The organism is Bacillus sp. OTU530, assembly GCF_038440375.1.
On sequence record NZ_JASATP010000079.1, the window covers coordinates 1 to 18,625 of the forward strand.

The following is an 18,625-nucleotide window of genomic DNA, read 5'->3' on the forward strand; positions in this document are numbered from 1 at the left end:
TTACTTTTATCCAGGTGCCAAAAATGCAACTATTCAGCTTACGTTGTATAACTTCTCAAGCATGTACAATACGCAGTGGAATCTGTTATTTACAAATATCGTGTTAATCTCGATTCCGCCACTCGTCCTATTTATTTTCTTCAACAAGAAAATCGTGGCAGGTATGACAGCGGGATCTGTGAAGTAAAGTTCTAGCCAATGTAAATCAAAGCATAAAACAAATACTGAATACTACTAAAGTGTTCAGTATTTGTTTTAGGAATAGAAAGCTGATAATGCAAAAAGGCTAAGACGGGGAGGAATACTTATGGCAAACGAAGCACAAACTCAAATAATGAATGATTTGGTAATTGATCGTAATGAAGACTTTATCGCAAAGTCTGAACAATTAAAGCCAGAGCTAGTAAGAGAAACGGTAATGCCGCAAAACTTTGTAGAGGTAGTAGCGGATCCAGCCGTTATCCATGGCTGGCGAGCGCAAGCCATTGAATCCCAAGCAGGACAGTCCTATGGTAAGGGAGATGAATTTATCCTTGATTTTGGTACGCACCAGGTTGGCTATGTATCCATGAAAATTAGACCGGTTGGCAGTCCGCCTGATGCACCTCTTAGTCTTAAATTAACATTCGGTGAAATGCCAGTTGAAATGGCAGAGCCATTTTCAGAATATGACGGTTGGTTAAGCAGTTCATGGCTGCAGGAAGAAACGATTTATGTGGATGTGCTGCCAGCTCGTATCGAATTACCACGCCGTTATAGCTTCCGTTATATTAAATTTGAAGTGTTGGATACATCGCGAAAATATCGTGTCGCATTCGATGATATACAATGCCAAACAGTGACATCGGCTGATCCATCCCGTGTTATTCCACTTCAGCATAAGGATTCGTTGCTGGCTCAGATTGATCAGGTGAGCATTAAAACGCTGCAGGATTGCATGCAGGATGTATTTGAGGATGGACCGAAGCGCGACCGTCGTTTATGGCTCGGCGATTTACGGCTTCAGGCATTAGCAAATTACGAGACATTCCAAAATAATGATTTAGTAAAACGCTGCTTATATTTATTTGCAGGTGTGCCGGATGATAGAGGAAAAATTATGGCAAATGTATTTATTGCGCCATCATTAATTCCAGATGACATATACTTATTTGACTATTCACTGCTATTTTCAACAACATTGCATGACTATTACTTTGCGACGAACGACAAAGAGACGCTAGTGGAGCTATGGCCTAGTGCTTATCGTCAAATTGAGCTCGCATTAGAACGATTAGATGAGCACAATATTGTAAAGGATGATAAATCGTGGTGGTCATTTATTGATTGGCACCAGGAATTAAACAAGCAAGCTCCTTCGCAGGCTGTGCTTATTCATGCGATCAAGCGGGCAATTGAAATGGCAAAGGTGTTGGGCAGCGACAAGCAGGCTTTCTTAGAAGAGCGTCTGCAGGAGATTGTAACGGCAACGATTACCCATCTATGGGACGAAGAAAAAGGCTTTTTCGTAAGCGGAGCAGAAAAACAAATTTCGTGGGCAAGCCAGATTTGGATGGCATTGGCGGAGGTACTAGAGCCAGAGGAAAATCGTCAGCTTATGAACCGTCTATTGTCAGAGAAACCTGAGATTGTCCTCACAACACCGTATATGTACCATTACTTAGTGGAAGCACTTATTATAGTAGGCGAAAAAGAAAAGGCAGTTGAACAGCTAAAAGCGTACTGGGGTGAAATGATCCATGACGGTGCAGATACGTTCTGGGAATTATATGACCCTAATAATAAAGACTTTTCACCGTACGGCAGTTATTTGATTAATAGCTACTGCCATGCGTGGAGCTGTACGCCGACTTATTTGATTCGAAAATATAATTTGTAAATTTCCCTATAAAATGCTTAAAGGATTACTTTTTTACACTGTAGGGAAGTATAAATTTCCAGCTAGAAGGTCATTCGGCGTAGTCGGAAATTTTAGGAATACAGTATAAGTGCAACTACGCCTCTCCTCTGTCTTCGCCCAAGGGCGGATCTCGCCAATCGGCGAGTTTTCTTTACACTTTAAGAAAGTATAAATTTCTAACAGGAAGCCCATTCGGCGTAGCGAGAAATTTTAGGAATACAGTATAAGTGCAACTACGCCTCTGTCTTCGCCCAAGAGCGGGGCTCGCCAATCGGCGAGTTTTCTTTAAAAAAACTTATTGACAGGGCAACAAAACAAGTGTAGTTTAATTACTAAGTTAAATATTTGTCTAGTTAAATATTTTTGAATATTCTTATCCTGAGAGGTGGAGGGACTGGCCCTATGAGACCTCGGCAGCGGACTATTTAAGTACTGTGCCAATTCCAGGAGCGATTTGCTTGAAGATAAGAAGAGAACCTATTACGGTAATTACCCTCTTCTTATTTTTGAGAAGAGGGTTTTTTGATTATTAAAGAAAGAAGGAAATTCAATATGACAACAACACTAGTGAAAGCTCCATTTAAAGCCGATCATGTAGGAAGCTTTCTAAGAACGGCGCCTATTAAAGAAGCAAGAACAGCTTATGCGAATGAGGAAATCGATAAGGATGCCCTAAAGGCTGTAGAGGATACAGAGATTGCGAAGCTTGTGCAAAAACAAATTGAGGTAGGCCTTAAATCAATCACGGATGGCGAATTTAGACGCTCGTGGTGGCACTTAGATTTTTTATCAGGTTTAGAAGGGGTAGCTGAGTTTGAAACGGAATATATAAGTAACTTCAAGGGTGCCAAAACAAAAAATACGGCAATCAAAGTAGTTGGTAAAGTAGGCTTTAATAATCATTATATGCTAGAACACTTCAAGTTCCTAAAAGAAGCTGTTAACCAATATGGTGATGGAAGCCAAGTGGCTAAGTTCTCCATTCCAAGTCCTAATATGTTATTCACTAGAATTCAAGGTGATGAGTATTATAGCGGCAACCAAGAGGAGTTTTATAATGATACAGTAGCAGCTTACCAAAAAGCAATTCAAGCTTTCTATGATGCAGGCTGCCGTTATTTACAATTAGACGATACTTCCTGGATTGATTTTGTTTCTGAAGAACGTATACAAGCAGTCGTTGAAAAACTCGGCATGGATGTACAGGACATTATCGATACTAGAGTACGTTGCTTAAATGATTCTATTTCCAAGAAGCCTGCTGATATGGTAATTACAATGCATATTTGTCGTGGGAACTTCAGGTCTACATATATTACAAGTGGCGGGTACGACAATATATCTGATGCAATATTTGCTAACTTAAATGTAGATGGACTCTTCTTGGAATATGATGATCAACGTTCAGGTGATTTTGAACCATTAAAGAACTTTAAACGTAATGACCAAACCGTTATCTTAGGATTAATTACATCTAAATTCCCTGAACTAGAGGATCCTAAATTGATTAAAGAGCGAATCAAAGAAGCAAGTCAATCTATTCCTCTAGAAAACCTAGCATTAAGTCCTCAATGCGGATTTGCAAGTACGGAAGAAGGAAATAAATTAACGGAAGAAGATCAATGGAATAAGATAAAACATGTAATTAAAATTGCTGAAGATGTATGGGGAAACAACTAAACAGTGATTTGAAATAGCAGTATGAGCCCTCCCTTCTATGGCTAAGTAGGGAGGGTTTTCTTTACACTGTAAGGAAGTATAAATTTCCAGCTGGAAGCCCATTCGACGTAGCGAGAAATTTTAGGAATACAGTTTGATTCGCTTTCCAATTATTTTTAAATCGATAATCAATATCCCCTTATTACTATTGTCGATACTAATTACATAGTTGAAATAATAGCAATTCAACGCTATTGAATCTCATTTTGGATTCGTCTTCAAATCATTGCAATTATCCATGTGTGAAATGGATACCTCTAAATAAAAACACATTTCTTAAGAGTGTACAGGCACTGTTTCATCTATTTAATAGGATATCAAGAAAGATATAAAAGGATAAAGAACAGGTGATAAAAATAGTTAATTATAATTACGATTGTAATAAGAATAAAAACGACAACTGTAGCTCTTCACCAACCTTGCCTACGGGATCGTATAACGTCAATTTGGCGGTTGTAGGTGATAGTCATGTAGGATATCAAAATAGCCGCCAAAGTATGTTTCGTGCTTTTTTACCGAGAGTGGTGAGTAGTGGAAACAAAAGGTATATTATTTTTGGTGGAGATAATGCGCACGCTTTAGGAGCTTTTACAAGTCAAGAAGCTGAAAGGTATTATCAGCAATTCACAGATATTGTTGATGGAGTTTTGACGCCAAGAAATATCTACCATAGAACATCTATCGGAAATTGGGAAGATACCGATAGGAATAATAGTCGAAACTTATTTCTACACTATTTCAACGATTTTACTGGACGAGTTAATATTCCAGCAACACAGGGACTGGTACAGCATGTCTGGCTGGATAATGGAACTGGAACATTTAGCCCGGCTAGTATAAACCTACTAAACAGTTTGGATGCTAATCATTACTATATTATCGATTTTCATTGGCCTTTGTATGTTCCTGGAATATATAATACAGTGAATCGAGACCATGTTGTGAGTAGGCAAGAAACAAATAGGTTTTTTAATGCGATACCTGCCAATGTAAGAAATAGAATCTTGGGCATTTTCACTCACCATGCACATGTATTTTATTCGAGATTAACTAATATTCATGCTAACTTTCCGAATACGCCGTTTTTTGTGACCGGATGTTCAGGTGATTATAGCTGTACGTCTGCTCAGAGAGGTTATTACGATGTGAACTTAACAATCCAAAATAATAATCAAGCTACTCTACAGGCTACGAGAGTGATCCTCCCGTAACTAGCAAAACATTAGTGCAACACTATCATGATAGAAATATAGATAAGACCGCCTTCTGCATTTATAGATAATGGGCGGTCTTTATTGTGAGCTTTCCTAATTTATGAAACTTATAGGATCTTGTCACGTATATCAACTATAAGAGAAAGTGATATAAGGGAGCATAAGGGATTGACAATGTCTCCAGTCGGTGAGTCTGCTATATCTGTTATATTCAAGATAAGCCCGTATTAGATGATGTTCTTAAAGTGGTGAATTTTCTACTCCTAAATGAATCCAATCTTCTTTTGGTGGTCCATAAACCCCAAATGGTTTCAATCCTGCTTGGCGCATCAGAATGGTAATTTGGCCACGATGATGAACAATGTGTTTGATTAGCCCCATTAGTATTTGGGCATTTGATTCCTGTCTCCCAAATGCTACTTGTATTTGTTCTAGAGATTGGTCTGTCCATTGTTGTTCAATAATTTGGGCTGCGTAAGAACTTACCTCTCTAAAGGTTGCAGCAATTTCTTTTGCTGAAGCTGGGACGCCTTCTGCATTTGCTACTCCATTAATGTTTAATCCAAAATGAGCTAAATAATCTGGAATACTTGTTGTTAAATGCCATGCAATCCTTCCTAAAGTGCGCCCTTCTGAATAAACTTGTTGTTTTAAAGATTCATCTGTCAAACCATCTAAAACGTTTTGAGTTAGCATAGCTTCCCTATTCCATTCTTTAATAAAGTCCGAAATCGTTACATACATATATAATTCCTCCAAAATTCATTAGTAGTGGAGATTTATTATAAAACATTTGTTCTCGTATCTCAACTTTCCTTATTTCCTTTTGGATATAACATCATTCATTGCATAAATAACATCCCAATTATGCTGTGATTTTTAGAGTAAATTCAGCTTCTATAGGCAGGGAAAAAAGAGGTTACCATCAACCTGAAATGGAGAATAATTATACATACCGGATCTAACTAAGAATAGCGCCCTACTCTATCAAAGAGTAGGGCTTTCCTTATTTCTTTTACGGTACTCGGCAGGAGTAACGCCATGAATTCTTTTAAAGGCTTTGTAGAAAAAGGCGATATTACTATAGCCAATTTTATTAGTGATTAAATCGATTGTTAAATCTGTATTTTCCAGCAGGGTACAAGCATTCTTTATCTTTAATTGATGAGATAACTCAATAAATGTTTTTCCTAAATTATTTTTTAATACCCTTGTTAAATGATTCGGATGAAAGTGGAACTTTTCCGCTGTTTGTTCTAATGTAATCGACTGATAATTCTTTTCCATATAAGCAAGTATATCTGAAACGACTGCCTTTTTTAAACTTGGTTCTTTAGTTTTAGGTGAGCTATGGTACATCCGCAGCAGCTCAGTAAAAATCAATAACATATAGGAATTAATGGCTTCAACGGAGCAAAGCTGTGGATGAGAGTATTCCCACAATGCTTATCTGATTAAGTCCTTGAGTCTATGGTCTTGACCTTTCGAAAACAGTATATACCGACTGTTTTTCTTTTGCTAGTAAATGGAATTTACGAAAAAGTCCGTTAATAAATCATTTCCTGATAATCTTTGGAGATGTAAAGCATGAATGGAAGTCCTATATAAAGTGAGTATTTCTTGCACTAGCTTCATAAAAAATACCTAGTCTATTTGTCTCCTATGTTATACGGAAACAGATAAGCTAGGTATTTTACTTCAAGGTTAAGAGTTCAATTTAGTAGGTTATAGCTGGTCTAGATAGTTGGTTTGTTGAAAAGTTTATTAATTTAGCGAGGATTTCTTGTTGCCAAGACTGATCACCGATTCTTCCGGCATAAAGGTACAAATCTAAATAGTCATTCACCCATTGTTGCGGCTCAGTATTATGATACATAAGGTTCCTCCTGTTCTTTTTCAAAGATAAGTCCTTCTGAAATTAAGGCTGCAAAAGAATAAAAACTGTGGATTTCAAGCTCTTCTGGAGGTCGGTTTTTGTAACTAGCAAGGTCATTGATACTACTTTGAGTGTTCTACTGTGTTAGTGGAGATTATCGAAGTTGTCTAAGAAGCTTTAGCTCCTGCTAATAAAAATTATATCCGGTGAACATGATTGATATACACGTCAGGAGCCTAATTTAAGAAGAAATGTCATCTTTTGATTTACACCAGAAAGTATAAATTTCTAGCTGGCAGACAATTCGACGTAACGAGTAATTTTAGGAATAAAGTATCAGGGCAGCTACGCCTCTGTCTTCGCCCGAGGACAGGGCTCGTCAATCGGCGAGTTTTCTTTACACTGTAGGAAAGTATAAATTTCCAGCTAGAAGTGAATTCGACGTAGCGGGAAATTTTAGGAATACAGTATAAGTGCAACTACGCCTCTGTCTTCGCCAAAGGCAGGGTTCGTCAATCGGCGAGTTTTCTTTATAAATTTATATTACCTTCCATACCTGTTTTGAGGTTAAAGCCTACAGTAGTTGTATGACCCGGAGAATCATAATCTTTTTTCCTATTTATGTATTCTTTAATACGAATAACATCTAAAGAATATTCCTTAATAAGATCTTGTACGGATACTACCACAATCCTCGGATACATATTGCGATTTTCTAACATACATTTAAATGTTTTTAAACGTTTTTTTAGATACTGTATGACGTGTTCAGGAGTTTCTACCAATAAGCACTTCATATAATATTTAATCCGCATTTCAACAACCGAATGATTACCTATTAACAATTTCCTTTTCATCATAATCCCCTCCTAAAATTTTTCTAGTTTATTTGAGATACGTACATATCCGTACAAGAAAGCAAGGGAAGAAAGATTGTTTAACACTTACAAAAAGATGCTGTTTATAATTACTATAACAGGAGGAGATAGTGGTAATTTGTTATATTATGTAGAAAATAAAAAATGTAATCTCTTTGTCATTGATGTAACATGGAAAAAACTTTAGATTGAGTTTCCAGTTTATGTGTAGTTATACTGAAAATAGGAACGGCAGGAAATACAGTCTCTTAGTCTCTTAAATGAAGGGAAGTACATAGAGCTTTAGAAGGTATTAACGATGCTTTTGAATGTAAGCGGTTTAAATAAAGGGGAGAAGGCCAATAATGAATGAACGTTGTTTCATTATTAACGGGGATGATTTCGGAATGTGCCACTCTACGAATCAAGCAATCCGTATATTACTTCTGAAAGGTTTGTAGATTTGAGTTTGATGTTTTTCGGGATCCGCAGAGGGCGTAATCATGATAATCGACTCTCTATTTATATTTGCATCGGGTAAGTGAGGGACCATGCTATCCTCTCACCTACCCGATTTTAGTTTCCTAATTAAGTAGTGATCTAGTTTTTACACTTTAAGAAAGTATAAATTTCTAGCAGGAAGCCCATTCGATGTAGTGAGAAATTTTAGGAATAAAGTATAAGGGCAATTACGCCTCTGTTTTCGCCCGAAGTCAGGGTTCGCCAATCGGCGGGTTTTCTGTATGGAGCTAATAATTTGTCATAAGGGAAAGTGCTGCGATGTTGAAGATAAAACGAAACTGGAACACATTTATAACATTTTTACATCAAAATTTGTATCGCCGTATCGCGAGCAGTATACGATATAAGCTTATGGTTCTCATGCTTGTGGTCATGATTGTGCCATTATTGTTGTTAATTATATTTGCAATTAACGTGTCTCAAAGTACTTTTGAGAGGGAAATTGTAAACTCGAATCACTCCAGAATTGTGTTAGCAGGAAAATATGTAAACGAAAAGGTGAGGCAAAGTGATAAACTCTTATACTCTAGTCTAGTCGATGAAAAGCTGGTCCCGAGTATCAGTGATACGAAGAGAGATTTGTCCTTGCAGTATAATGCATGGGACTATATTGAGGATAAGTTATTTTCTTTCTATTATGGAACTGAACATATTGGGGCCATTTCGTTGTATTCAAAAGAAAATCATACTGTGTATTCCTTAAGGGATGATAGTTATTTGGTTGATGAAATTGATGATACTACTGGTTCTAAGTGGGCTCATTTAGCACCGAATTCATCCTACAGATTTACAAGTGATGAAGTGAAACAAAGCTTTACTTTGACTCGCAGCATTATTCGGTTTGAAGATCGGAAAATCGTTGGCGGTATATCAGTAGAAATGAAATGGAGCTTAATTGACAGTGTCATAGATATGCTGGAATCAGAGAAGGAAAGTTCTGTTTTTCTATTAAATCGAAGTGGGCATATTATGTATAATCCTAACCAAGTAGAAGAGCCGCCTGTTGATTTTGCAAAGGTGATCAAGCAAATAAATAGCAGTAAGAATCATACTTCTTATTTGAAAACAAAAAAAGCTTATATCTTTTTTCAAAAGGCTGTAAATAATGAGGTTATTGTTGTCAAGGTAATTCCCAACAAAGTTATTTTAAGCGGATCGATTAAAACACTCACGTACGGAATTATTATTAGTATTTTCTCTATTATTCTTACGGTTGGTTTATCTATTGTTATATCACTTAGAACAACAAAGCCGATTATTGAGCTAGCACGCGCTATGCAGGAGGTAGAGGATCATAATTTAGATGTAAAAGTTGAAGTGCATAGCAGGGATGAGATTGGTTTACTTGAAAAGCGATTTACGTCTATGATTCATAGAATTAAGGAGTTAATTGAAAGGGAATACAAAAATGAAGTAGAAAAAAGAAGTGCTCAATTTATGGCCTTACAGGCACAAGTGAATCCTCACTTCTTATATAACACGCTGCAGCTTGTTGGCGGGATGGCTGTGGCGCATAATGTTCCTAAAATTTACTCTGTTGTGAGTGCATTAAGCGATATGTTTCGTTATATTACGAGAAAGCACGGGAACTTAGTTTGGATTGAACAAGAGATGGAGCATATCAAAAACTACCTGTATATACAGGAATTGCGCTTTGAAGGAAAAATAGAGACGGAGATTTTTATCGAAGATGGGGTCGAGCATGATTATATTCCGATGCTGTCTATTCAGCCTATTGTAGAAAATGCCTTTAAGCATGGATTTGAAAAGAAGACGGGCGTATGGAAATTATCGATTGAAGTTCAAAAGGTGTTTGAGGATATAGAGATTGTCATTAAGGATAATGGAATGGGGATAGAAGCAGAGCGGTTACAGGAGATTAAGGGGCAGCTGCAGTCCAATATAGATTATCCTTTAGAAGCAAAAGGGAGCATCGGCGTAAAGAATGTGGATGCAAGGATTAAATTATCTTTCGGAAATGATTATGGCCTTGATATAACAAGCGAACCTGGTCAAGGGACGCAAATACTCATGAGAATTCCTACTACGAAGACTTTGGAGGGGTAAAGAAATGTTCAAAACCATAATTGTTGATGATGAAAAATGGACAAGAGAGGTTATTAAGCAATTTGGAAGATGGGGGCAGTATGGGATTGAAATTATTGGGGAAGCGAGTGATGGAGAGGAGGGATTACAGCTTATTGAAAAGCTGTCTCCGGATATTGTGATTACTGACATGAAAATGCCAGGGATGGATGGGATGGAGCTGCTTCAAACTCTTACTGAACGTTTTCCTCATATTCAGCTTATTGTAGCGAGCGGCTATAATGATTTCATTTACATGAGACAGGCCATCCATTCAAAGGTGAATGAATATTTATTGAAACCGATTCATGAAGATGAATTAAATCTTGCTTTAGAAAAATGCACAAAGGAAATCAAAAGTCAGCGGGATTCCTATACGTATCAGCCTTTTTCTTTTACGAATCATAATCTTTCATTGTTAATTAGAGAATATAAAAAAACAGTCACATCTTTTTTGCAGGAAGCCAATGTACTAGGATTTGAAAGTGCGCATCAGCGATTTTATGGAGAGTTAAAGAAAATGGAGGGAATTGATAGAAATGCCCTGTTCAAAATCCATCAAGAGTTCATTCTGATATTAGAAGAGCAAATGCTGAAAAATAATTATAATGTTAACGATATTTTTGAAGAAAATAAAAGTTTATACGATAGATTAGAAACGTCTCTTGAGCGGATGATTGAGCAGCATCAGACTTTGGGAAAACACTTTATAGAATATATGCTTCATATGAATAAAAGGAAAAATAGGGTGAATTTGGGGGAGATTAAAGAATATATAGAGAGAAACTTTACAGATTCCCATATTTCCCTTGAGATATTAGCGAACAAGTTCTTTGTCAGCAAGGAGTATTTAAGCAAAGCATTTAAAAATACGTATGGATGCAATATTACAGAATATATTATCAGCCATCGCATGGAGCATGCGAGAAAGCTGCTGATTAGTAATGAGCTGCAAATTAAGAGCATCGCGCAAATGGTCGGATATGAAGATGTGTCTTATTTCTATCGTGTTTTCAAAAAATATTTCAAGCTCTCTCCAGGTGAAATGAGATCAAACTAAAAAAGTACAAACTAAAAAAGTACAAACTAAAAAAGTACAAATGAAAGCGCTAATATTTTGAATTTTCGAGATGATCATAAAGGATTACTATAGAGACAGGTCATACATTACCAAACAGGAGGTTATCTAACATGAAGAAAGCGGTTTCAACGTTACTTGCCTTAACTACAGCGGTCGGTTTGTTGGCTGGTTGTTCGTCCGACGCACAATCTACTTCTAGCAAAAGCGGGGATACAGGAGGGAAAAAGGTTGAGCTAAAGCTTTTTATTGCCCAACCACGGTTTAAAGCTCAATACGAAAAGTATTTGGAGCAGTTTAAGAAAAAGGAGAAGGCAGAGAAGAATATTGATGTAACAATTAAACTGGAGCTGCCGAACCAAAACCAAGCGAGCCAATTGTTAAAAACACGACTTGCTTCTGGTGATAGTCCTGATGTTTTTGCTTTACATGCGATTAATGATATTCCTCTTTTCGATAAAGCTGGGTACTTGGAAGACCTGTCTAATGAACCATTCGTTGATAAAATATACGATACTATTAAGCCGGCTGTTACGAGCAAAGGAAAGGTTGTAGCTGTCCCATTAGAAACACTTCAATGGGGGTACCTATACAATAAAAAAATATTTAACGATTTAAATTTGAAGGTACCACAAACTATTTCTGAAATGAAAGAAGTCGTAAAGGTGTTGAAAGAACATAATATTACTCCGTTCTTATTATCTTATAAAGATGTGTATGTTCCGCAGTTGTTTTTACCGTTAACGGTAGGTGCAGCTGTAAATACGGATCAACCTGATTTTATCGATAAAATGAGTAAAGGCGAAGGTTCATTCTCAGAATTGAAAAATATGTTTGACATCATAGATTTAGTGAATGAGAACGGTACAGGGCGAGCTTTGGAGGTTGGCGCAGATCAGGGAGCATCTGATTTTGCAAATGGTAAAGCGGCTATGTGGGTGCAGGGACCGTGGATGGCAGAATCTATTACGAAAGCCAATAAGGATTTTGAATTTGCTGTTGCTCCATTACCTGTAAATGATAATCCGAAAGCGACGCTGTTAAATCTTAGTACATCTACATCACTTGCTGTATCAAAGCTAAGCAAGAATAAAGAAGTTGCAAAGGATTTTGTGAATTACATTTTAGATGATAACGATTCCAGTGACTTTTATAAGAGCCTTGGCTTCAATGCAGTGGCAAAGGTTCATAATTTTGAACCATATGCCTGGATGAAGGAAGCAAATGATTATGTAAAACAAGGACAGGCTTATCAAGATCCAGCTATTCCATCTGCAGTGAAGGATGAGTCACAAAAGCTGTTACAAAGCTATTCTGCGGGCAATACCAAAAAAGAAGATGTTGTGAAGGGCTTGGATCGGGCTTGGGAACAATTTGAAAAGGTTAACAAATAACGCTTTGTCTACCATTCTAGTAGCTCAGGCGGCTGAGCTACTAGAACTAAAACAAGGCTCTAGTGAGGTGTGAATGATGTTGCAGCTGAAAAAACAAAGCAGTGAGATAAGGATTGGACAACCATTAAGTATTAAAAGCACATTAAGTGCGAAAAAGTCGAAAGGAACACTTAGCTTAATGCTATTTGTCCTCCCAGCATTCCTGTTTTATTGCGTATTTTTATTAATTCCCATGATCGGAGCTGGAATGTACAGTTTTACAGACTGGAACGGTCTATCGCAAACCTACAAATTTGTAGGGTTCAGTAATTATATTGAGGCATTTCGAGATGATGTTGATTTCCGTCATTCCTTCTTCTTTACACTCAAATATACAGTGTTTATGTTTGTGTTTCAAAATGCAGCTGCATTGCTGCTGGCATTATTGATTGAGTCCAGAGGAAAAACAAAAAGCTTTTTCCGTACCATTTTCTTTATGCCTAATATGTTAAGTTTGATTATTAGTGCATTAATGTGGTCATTCATCTTTACGAACGTTCTTCCAGAGCTTTCTAAAAAAGCCCTTCTTGCTTTTTTGGATCAGCATTGGATTGGAGATGCCCAAGTTGCCTTTTACTCCATTCTCATTGTGTCGCTATGGCACGGCATTGGTTATATGATGGTCATCTACATGGCAGCATTGCAAGGGGTTCCGCAGCATCTTAAAGAGGCGGCTATGATTGACGGAGCTAATTCGATTCAAAGACTTTTCCATATTACAATCCCGATGATTATGCATGCGGTGACAATTTGTGCGTTCCTAACATTGAACGGAGCATTTAAAGTTTTCGATGTTGTTTACGCTCTTACAGCCGGCGGGCCAGGAAGAGATACACAGGTCATGGCGTTAAATATTTACGAAGAAGCATTTTCTAATAACTTTAGATATGGATATGCGAATGCAAAAGCGATGATTCTGTTTCTGATTGTGTTAGTTATAACATTGATTCAAGTGAGAGTATTGAAAAAGAAAGAGGTGGAATCATGATGGCAAAACGCTTATCGTCTGTTGGTGCTACACTGCTGTTGGCAGTATTCGCGGTCATTTCGTTTTTCCCGATTTACATGGCTATCATTAACTCTTTTAAAACACAAGGAGAAATCTTTAAATCTGTACTCGCGCTGCCTACAAAGCTTCATTTTGAAAACTATACGGGTGTCTTCGATCAGCTTAATTTATTCCATAGTGCCTGGAATACGATTATTGTTACGGTTGTTGGGCTTGCAGGAATTGTTTTTTGCGGATCGTTAGCGGGATATAAACTAGCTAGAACCTCTGGTAAATTAAGCAATTTCATCTTTGCCCTGTTCATCGCATCCATGCTGGTGCCATTTCAATCGATTATGGTTACCTTGACTAAAGTAGCGAAAGGATTGTCCGTTCAAGGGTCAACGTTTGGATTAGGTCTTATTTATATCGGACTTGGAGTGAATATGGCGGTGTTCTTGTACCATGGCTTCATTAAAACAATCCCGAAAGAATTAGAGGAAGCTGCTAAAATCGACGGCTGTAATGATTTTCAAATCTTCACCAAAATCATTTTTCCTCTTTTAAAACCGATTACTGCGACAATCTTAATTTTAGATATCTTATGGCTATGGAATGATTTCTTATTACCTTTGATTATGCTGACCGATGTGAAAAATTATACGTTAATGCTATCTATCAACATGCTGTTTGGTGAATATAACAATGATTGGCCAAAAATTCTTTCTTCCCTTGTGATGACGGCTTTGCCAGTTGTTATTTTCTATGCGATTTTCCAGAAATACATTCTAAAAGGAATTGCAGAAGGAGCTATTAAGTAACCTATCAAGTTGTTTGAAAGAGGAAAGGTAGTGGATTGTATGCAGAAACTTTTATACGGGGTGGCGTATTATGATGAATACATGCCTTACGATCGATTAGAAAAAGATATTGGAATGATGAAGGATGCTGGCATTAATGTAGTACGGATTGCTGAATCAACCTGGAGCACTCACGAACCGCAAAACGGGGTATTTGATTTTACATCGGTTAACAGAGTACTTGATGCCATGCATGAAGCAGGAATTAAGGTTATTGTGGGAACCCCTACCTATGCCGTTCCCACCTGGATGGTCAAGGAGCATCCGGACGTATTGGCGATTACGCCGCAAGGGCCAGGACGATATGGGGCTCGTCAGATTATGGATATTACGAACCCAACCTATTTGTTCTATGCCGAAAGAATTATTCGCAAATTGATTGGGCATGTCAAAGACCATCCTGCTGTTATCGGTTATCAAACGGATAATGAAACAAAGCATTACAATACGTCAGGGCCGAATGTTCAGCTAGCGTTTGTGAAATATATGAGAGAAAAATTCGAAACGCTGGAGCGTGTAAATGCGGCATTTGGACTGGATTATTGGAGCAACCGCATTAATAGCTGGGAGGACTTTCCTTCGGTAGTCGGAACGATTAATGGCAGCTTGGGTGCTGAATTTGCCAAGTTCCTAAGGAAGCTTGTAACCGATTTTCTTACTTGGCAGGTTGCCATTGTAAATGAATATAAGCGCAATGATCAGTTTGTCACGCAGAATTTTGATTTTGAATGGAGAGGTTATTCCTACGGCATCCAGCCGAAAGTTGATCATTTTGAAGCCGCCAAAGCATTTGATCTTGCGGGTGTGGATATTTATCATCCGTCGCAGGATGATTTGACAGGAATCGAAATCTCCTTTGGCGGAGATGTGGCGCGTTCCATGAAGGGCAGTAATTATCTTGTCATTGAAACTGAAGCGCAGGCATTTGTAAATTGGGTTCCCTACCCTGGCCAATTGCGCCTGCAGGCCTTCAGCCATCTGGCTTCCGGGGCTAATATGGTTGCGTACTGGCATTGGCATTCGATTCATAACTCCTTTGAGACCTACTGGAAGGGATTATTGAGTCATGATTTTGAACCAAATCCTGTCTACAACGAAGCGAAAACAATTGGCAGAGATTTTAAAAGGCTTTCGCCACAGCTCGTTAATCTACAGAAAAAGAATAAGGTGGCTGTTCTTGTCAGCAACGAGTCATTAACAGCAATCGAATGGTTTAAATTTAATTTTGCCAGCTCTAAAAACTACAATGATGTAGTGCGAATGATGTATGACGAGCTGTACAAAATGAATATCGGCTGTGATTTTGTTCATCCAGCCAGCGAAAATCTTGAGGACTATACGCTATTGGTTGTTCCAGCATTATATGCTGCGTCGGACAGCCTGCTAGAGAGATTAAATGAATTTGTGAAAAACGGCGGTCATATCGTGTATTCCTTCAAAAGCGGGTTTACTGATGAAAATGTCAAAGTGAGAACAACGCGCCAACCAGGTATGATCAGCGAGGCTTGCGGCATCACGTACAGTATGTTTGTTGAGCCGAAAAATGTTTCCCTGAAGGGTGATCCATTTGAGGTAGAGGCAGAGGATAATTATATCGAAACGTGGATGGAACTGATTACCCCTACAACCGCAGAGGTATTAGCTTATTATGACCATCCGCATTGGGGGCAATATGCGGCAATCACCCAGAATCATTACGGGAAGGGCATTGCTACATACATTGGGTGTATGACAAGTCCGGCTATCATGAAAAAGGTATTGGAGCATGCTGTGAAACAAGCCGATCTTTGGGGAGCAGACCAGAATCTGGAGTTTCCGCTGATTACGAAGTCAGGCATCAATCAATCCGGCAAGGTGGTTCGTTATTATTTCAACTACTCGGATTGCCCAGCCTCCTTCGAGTACCCACATAACGATGGAGTTGAATTGCTTACAGAGGCAGCAATACAGAGTGAACAGGCAGTGGAAGTCGATGCATGGGGCGTCATCATTATCGAAGAAAATTAATAGTTTCATATAAATAAAAGTAAACACGCAGCACTTTGGGAGGAGTAAGGAATATGAACGATAAGCAAATTCAGTGGATTTCTAGCTCAAGACAAACATATTGGAGCGAAAAACAGTCTGTTAGGGCGGTGGATGGTTCTCCTAACCTGGCTTTGACTGATTTGAAGCAGCAGGTATTTGAAGGCTTTGGCGGCTGCTTTAATGAATTAGGAATGGCAGCTTTGCAGCATTTGCCAGAAGCTGATCGAAATAAGGTATATGATGCTTTGTTTTCTCCTGATGGGGACTGTAAGCTTACTATTTGCCGGCTGCCGATCGGCGCAAGCGATTATGCATTGGAATGGTACAGCCATAATGAAGTAGACGGCGACTATGAGATGGAATATTTCAATATTGAACGAGATCGTAAATACCTGATTCCCTATATAAAAGAAGCTTTAAAGCGCAATCCTGATATCAAGCTATTTGCTTCTCCTTGGAGCCCGCCGACATGGATGAAGTTCCCTAAGGCTTACAACTATGGAACGCTGCGCTGGGAGCCGAAGGTGCTAGAAGCATATGCTTTATATTTTGTGAAGTTTGTAGAAGCATACGCACAAGAAGGAATTAAAATTGACCAGGTTCACGTTCAAAATGAGGTAGCGGCTGACCAAAAATTCCCTTCATGCCTATGGACAGGTGAACAGCTTCGCGAGTTTATCCGCGACTATTTAGGACCGGCATTTGAAAAGCATGGACTGGATACAGAAATATGGCTAGGAACGATAAACGGAAGAGTAGAAAAACTATTTACTGAGTCATCAGAGGATTATAATTCTTATGCAAATACTGTTCTTAGCGATCCCGAGGCTTATAAGTATGTTAAGGGGGTTGGCTATCAATGGGCAGGAAAGTACGTCGTTCAGCAGACGGTCCAAAGCTATCCTGAATTACGCTATATGCAAACCGAAAATGAATGCGGCGACGGGAAGAATACATGGGAGTATGCACACTATGTCCATAGCCTGTTCCGCCATTATTTTGTAAACGGTGTAAACAGCTATGTCTATTGGAACATGGTGTTAGAACCAAAGGGTCCAAGCACTTGGGGCTGGGAACAAAATTCAATGATCACGGCTGATCCTGCATCAAAGCAAGCGACAAGTAATCCAGAGTTTTATGTAATGAAGCATTTTTCTCATTTCGTTGAAACTGGGGCGGTTAGAATCGAAACGAAGGGACCTTGGACAGGTAATACAGTTGCATTTGAAAACCCTGATGGCTCTAAGGTTGTTGTCGTAGCTAACCCATCTAAAGAGGCACAGGAGCTCCGGCTTGCTGATGGCGGTGTGACACATCAATTGCTGCTAGAGCCAGAGTCATTTAATACAATTGTTTTGTAACCAATAAGAGCTAAAAGGAATAATCCCTATGTACACAAAAGGATGTGGATATAGGGATTTTTTTTTGCACTGTAATAAAGGATAGATTTCCAGTTAGAAGCTAGTTCGATGTAGCCGGACATTTTAGGAACAAAGTGTAAGTACAACTCCGTCACAGTCTTCGCCTAAAGGCAGGGCTCGCCAATTGGCAAGTTTTCTTTATAGAAATTCTATTCAGTGGTTCTTAATTAAGATTTACAGACTATAAGTTTGGGTTAAAAAGGAAATAAAAAAATATAAAAAAGTTATTTGCAAATTATAATTTATGTTGTAATATAAATAAGCGTCGCCGGACAAGGCACTGCAACTTAGAATCTATACAACATGGAGAGCTGTCCGAGAGGCCGAAGGAGCACGATTGGAAATCGTGTATACGTCACAAGCGTATCGAGGGTTCGAATCCCTCGCTCTCCGCCATTACCTGGCCCGTTGGTCAAGCGGTTAAGACACCGCCCTTTCACGGCGGTAACACGGGTTCGAATCCCGTACGGGTCACCAACATGTGGAGGATTAGCTCAGCTGGGAGAGCATCTGCCTTACAAGCAGAGGGTCGGCGGTTCGAGCCCGTCATCCTCCACCATAATTATGCGCCCGTAGCTCAATTGGATAGAGCGTCTGACTACGGATCAGAAGGTTATGGGTTCGAGTCCTTTCGGGCGCGCTTA

The 18,625-nt window shown here is 38.6% G+C and carries 14 protein-coding genes, 4 tRNA genes, 1 pseudogene and 1 riboswitch; of the genes and pseudogenes, 15 read left to right on the plus strand and 4 right to left on the minus strand.

Annotated features, from left to right (window positions below; translation table 11 throughout):
* The 4 genes and pseudogenes from AAHB12_RS29395 to AAHB12_RS29410 form a co-directional block, all read left to right on the plus strand.
* A pseudogene (locus AAHB12_RS29395) lies at nucleotides 1–187 on the plus strand (carbohydrate ABC transporter permease); the annotation flags it as partial.
* 120 nt (nucleotides 188–307) lie between these two features.
* Entirely contained in the window at nucleotides 308–1,879 is a 1,572-nt protein-coding gene (locus AAHB12_RS29400) for an alpha-L-rhamnosidase-related protein (RefSeq protein ID WP_342048664.1), read from the plus strand.
* Nucleotides 1,880–2,270: 391 nt separating this feature from the next.
* Nucleotides 2,271–2,371: riboswitch (SAM riboswitch) on the plus strand.
* Between the two features lie 81 nt (nucleotides 2,372–2,452).
* Nucleotides 2,453–3,580 (plus strand): 5-methyltetrahydropteroyltriglutamate--homocysteine S-methyltransferase, encoded by a 1,128-nt coding sequence (locus AAHB12_RS29405; protein ID WP_342048665.1) that lies wholly within the window; start codon nucleotides 2,453–2,455, stop codon nucleotides 3,578–3,580.
* Nucleotides 3,581–3,966: 386 nt separating this feature from the next.
* Nucleotides 3,967–4,830 carry a hypothetical protein gene (locus tag AAHB12_RS29410; RefSeq protein ID WP_342048666.1) on the plus strand — a complete coding sequence of 288 codons (864 nt, stop codon included), beginning with the start codon at nucleotides 3,967–3,969 and terminating at the stop codon, nucleotides 4,828–4,830.
* 243 nt (nucleotides 4,831–5,073) lie between these two features.
* Here the strand turns inward: AAHB12_RS29410 and AAHB12_RS29415 are convergent, their stop codons facing one another.
* The 4 genes from AAHB12_RS29415 to AAHB12_RS29430 all read right to left on the minus strand — a co-directional run bounded on the left by AAHB12_RS29415 (nucleotide 5,074) and on the right by AAHB12_RS29430 (nucleotide 7,569).
* Nucleotides 5,074–5,577 (minus strand): DinB family protein, encoded by a 504-nt coding sequence (locus AAHB12_RS29415; protein ID WP_342048667.1) that lies wholly within the window; start codon nucleotides 5,575–5,577, stop codon nucleotides 5,074–5,076.
* Nucleotides 5,578–5,820: 243 nt separating this feature from the next.
* Nucleotides 5,821–6,192, minus strand: coding sequence for a helix-turn-helix domain-containing protein (locus AAHB12_RS29420; RefSeq protein WP_342048668.1), 372 nt, complete (start codon nucleotides 6,190–6,192; stop codon nucleotides 5,821–5,823).
* A 358-nt stretch (nucleotides 6,193–6,550) separates the two neighbouring features.
* Nucleotides 6,551–6,709 carry a hypothetical protein gene (locus tag AAHB12_RS29425; protein ID WP_342048669.1) on the minus strand — a complete coding sequence of 53 codons (159 nt, stop codon included), beginning with the start codon at nucleotides 6,707–6,709 and terminating at the stop codon, nucleotides 6,551–6,553.
* A 530-nt stretch (nucleotides 6,710–7,239) separates the two neighbouring features.
* Nucleotides 7,240–7,569 (minus strand): hypothetical protein, encoded by a 330-nt coding sequence (locus AAHB12_RS29430; RefSeq protein ID WP_342048670.1) that lies wholly within the window; start codon nucleotides 7,567–7,569, stop codon nucleotides 7,240–7,242.
* A 777-nt stretch (nucleotides 7,570–8,346) separates the two neighbouring features.
* On the opposite strand from AAHB12_RS29430, the gene AAHB12_RS29435 reads away from it, so the two are divergent.
* The 11 genes from AAHB12_RS29435 to AAHB12_RS29485 all read left to right on the plus strand — a co-directional run bounded on the left by AAHB12_RS29435 (nucleotide 8,347) and on the right by AAHB12_RS29485 (nucleotide 18,621).
* A complete protein-coding gene (locus tag AAHB12_RS29435) occupies nucleotides 8,347–10,155 on the plus strand; it encodes a sensor histidine kinase (RefSeq protein WP_129731334.1) in 1,809 nt (602 codons plus the stop codon).
* Between the two features lie 4 nt (nucleotides 10,156–10,159).
* Nucleotides 10,160–11,233: a response regulator transcription factor gene (locus AAHB12_RS29440; RefSeq protein WP_129731332.1), complete on the plus strand. Its 1,074-nt coding sequence runs from the start codon at nucleotides 10,160–10,162 to the stop codon at nucleotides 11,231–11,233.
* A gap of 131 nt (nucleotides 11,234–11,364) precedes the next feature.
* Nucleotides 11,365–12,645, plus strand: coding sequence for an ABC transporter substrate-binding protein (locus tag AAHB12_RS29445; RefSeq protein ID WP_342048671.1), 1,281 nt, complete (start codon nucleotides 11,365–11,367; stop codon nucleotides 12,643–12,645).
* A 178-nt stretch (nucleotides 12,646–12,823) separates the two neighbouring features.
* On the plus strand, nucleotides 12,824–13,672 hold the full coding sequence (locus AAHB12_RS29450; RefSeq protein WP_129731365.1) for a carbohydrate ABC transporter permease: 849 nt from the start codon (nucleotides 12,824–12,826) through the stop codon (nucleotides 13,670–13,672).
* Nucleotides 13,669–14,493, plus strand: coding sequence for a carbohydrate ABC transporter permease (locus tag AAHB12_RS29455; protein WP_342048672.1), 825 nt, complete (start codon nucleotides 13,669–13,671; stop codon nucleotides 14,491–14,493). Before AAHB12_RS29450 ends, AAHB12_RS29455 begins: the two co-directional genes overlap by 4 nt.
* Nucleotides 14,494–14,532: 39 nt before the next feature.
* Nucleotides 14,533–16,539, plus strand: coding sequence for a beta-galactosidase (locus AAHB12_RS29460; RefSeq protein WP_342048673.1), 2,007 nt, complete (start codon nucleotides 14,533–14,535; stop codon nucleotides 16,537–16,539).
* A gap of 53 nt (nucleotides 16,540–16,592) precedes the next feature.
* Nucleotides 16,593–17,921, plus strand: a complete 1,329-nt coding sequence (locus AAHB12_RS29465) for a glycoside hydrolase family 30 protein (protein ID WP_342048674.1) — start codon at nucleotides 16,593–16,595, stop codon at nucleotides 17,919–17,921.
* A 365-nt stretch (nucleotides 17,922–18,286) separates the two neighbouring features.
* A tRNA-Ser gene (locus AAHB12_RS29470) sits at nucleotides 18,287–18,377 on the plus strand.
* 6 nt (nucleotides 18,378–18,383) lie between these two features.
* Nucleotides 18,384–18,458 (plus strand) — tRNA-Glu (locus AAHB12_RS29475).
* Between the two features lie 6 nt (nucleotides 18,459–18,464).
* A tRNA-Val gene (locus AAHB12_RS29480) sits at nucleotides 18,465–18,540 on the plus strand.
* A gap of 7 nt (nucleotides 18,541–18,547) precedes the next feature.
* A tRNA-Arg gene (locus tag AAHB12_RS29485) sits at nucleotides 18,548–18,621 on the plus strand.
* Nucleotides 18,622–18,625: the final 4 nt, after the last annotated feature.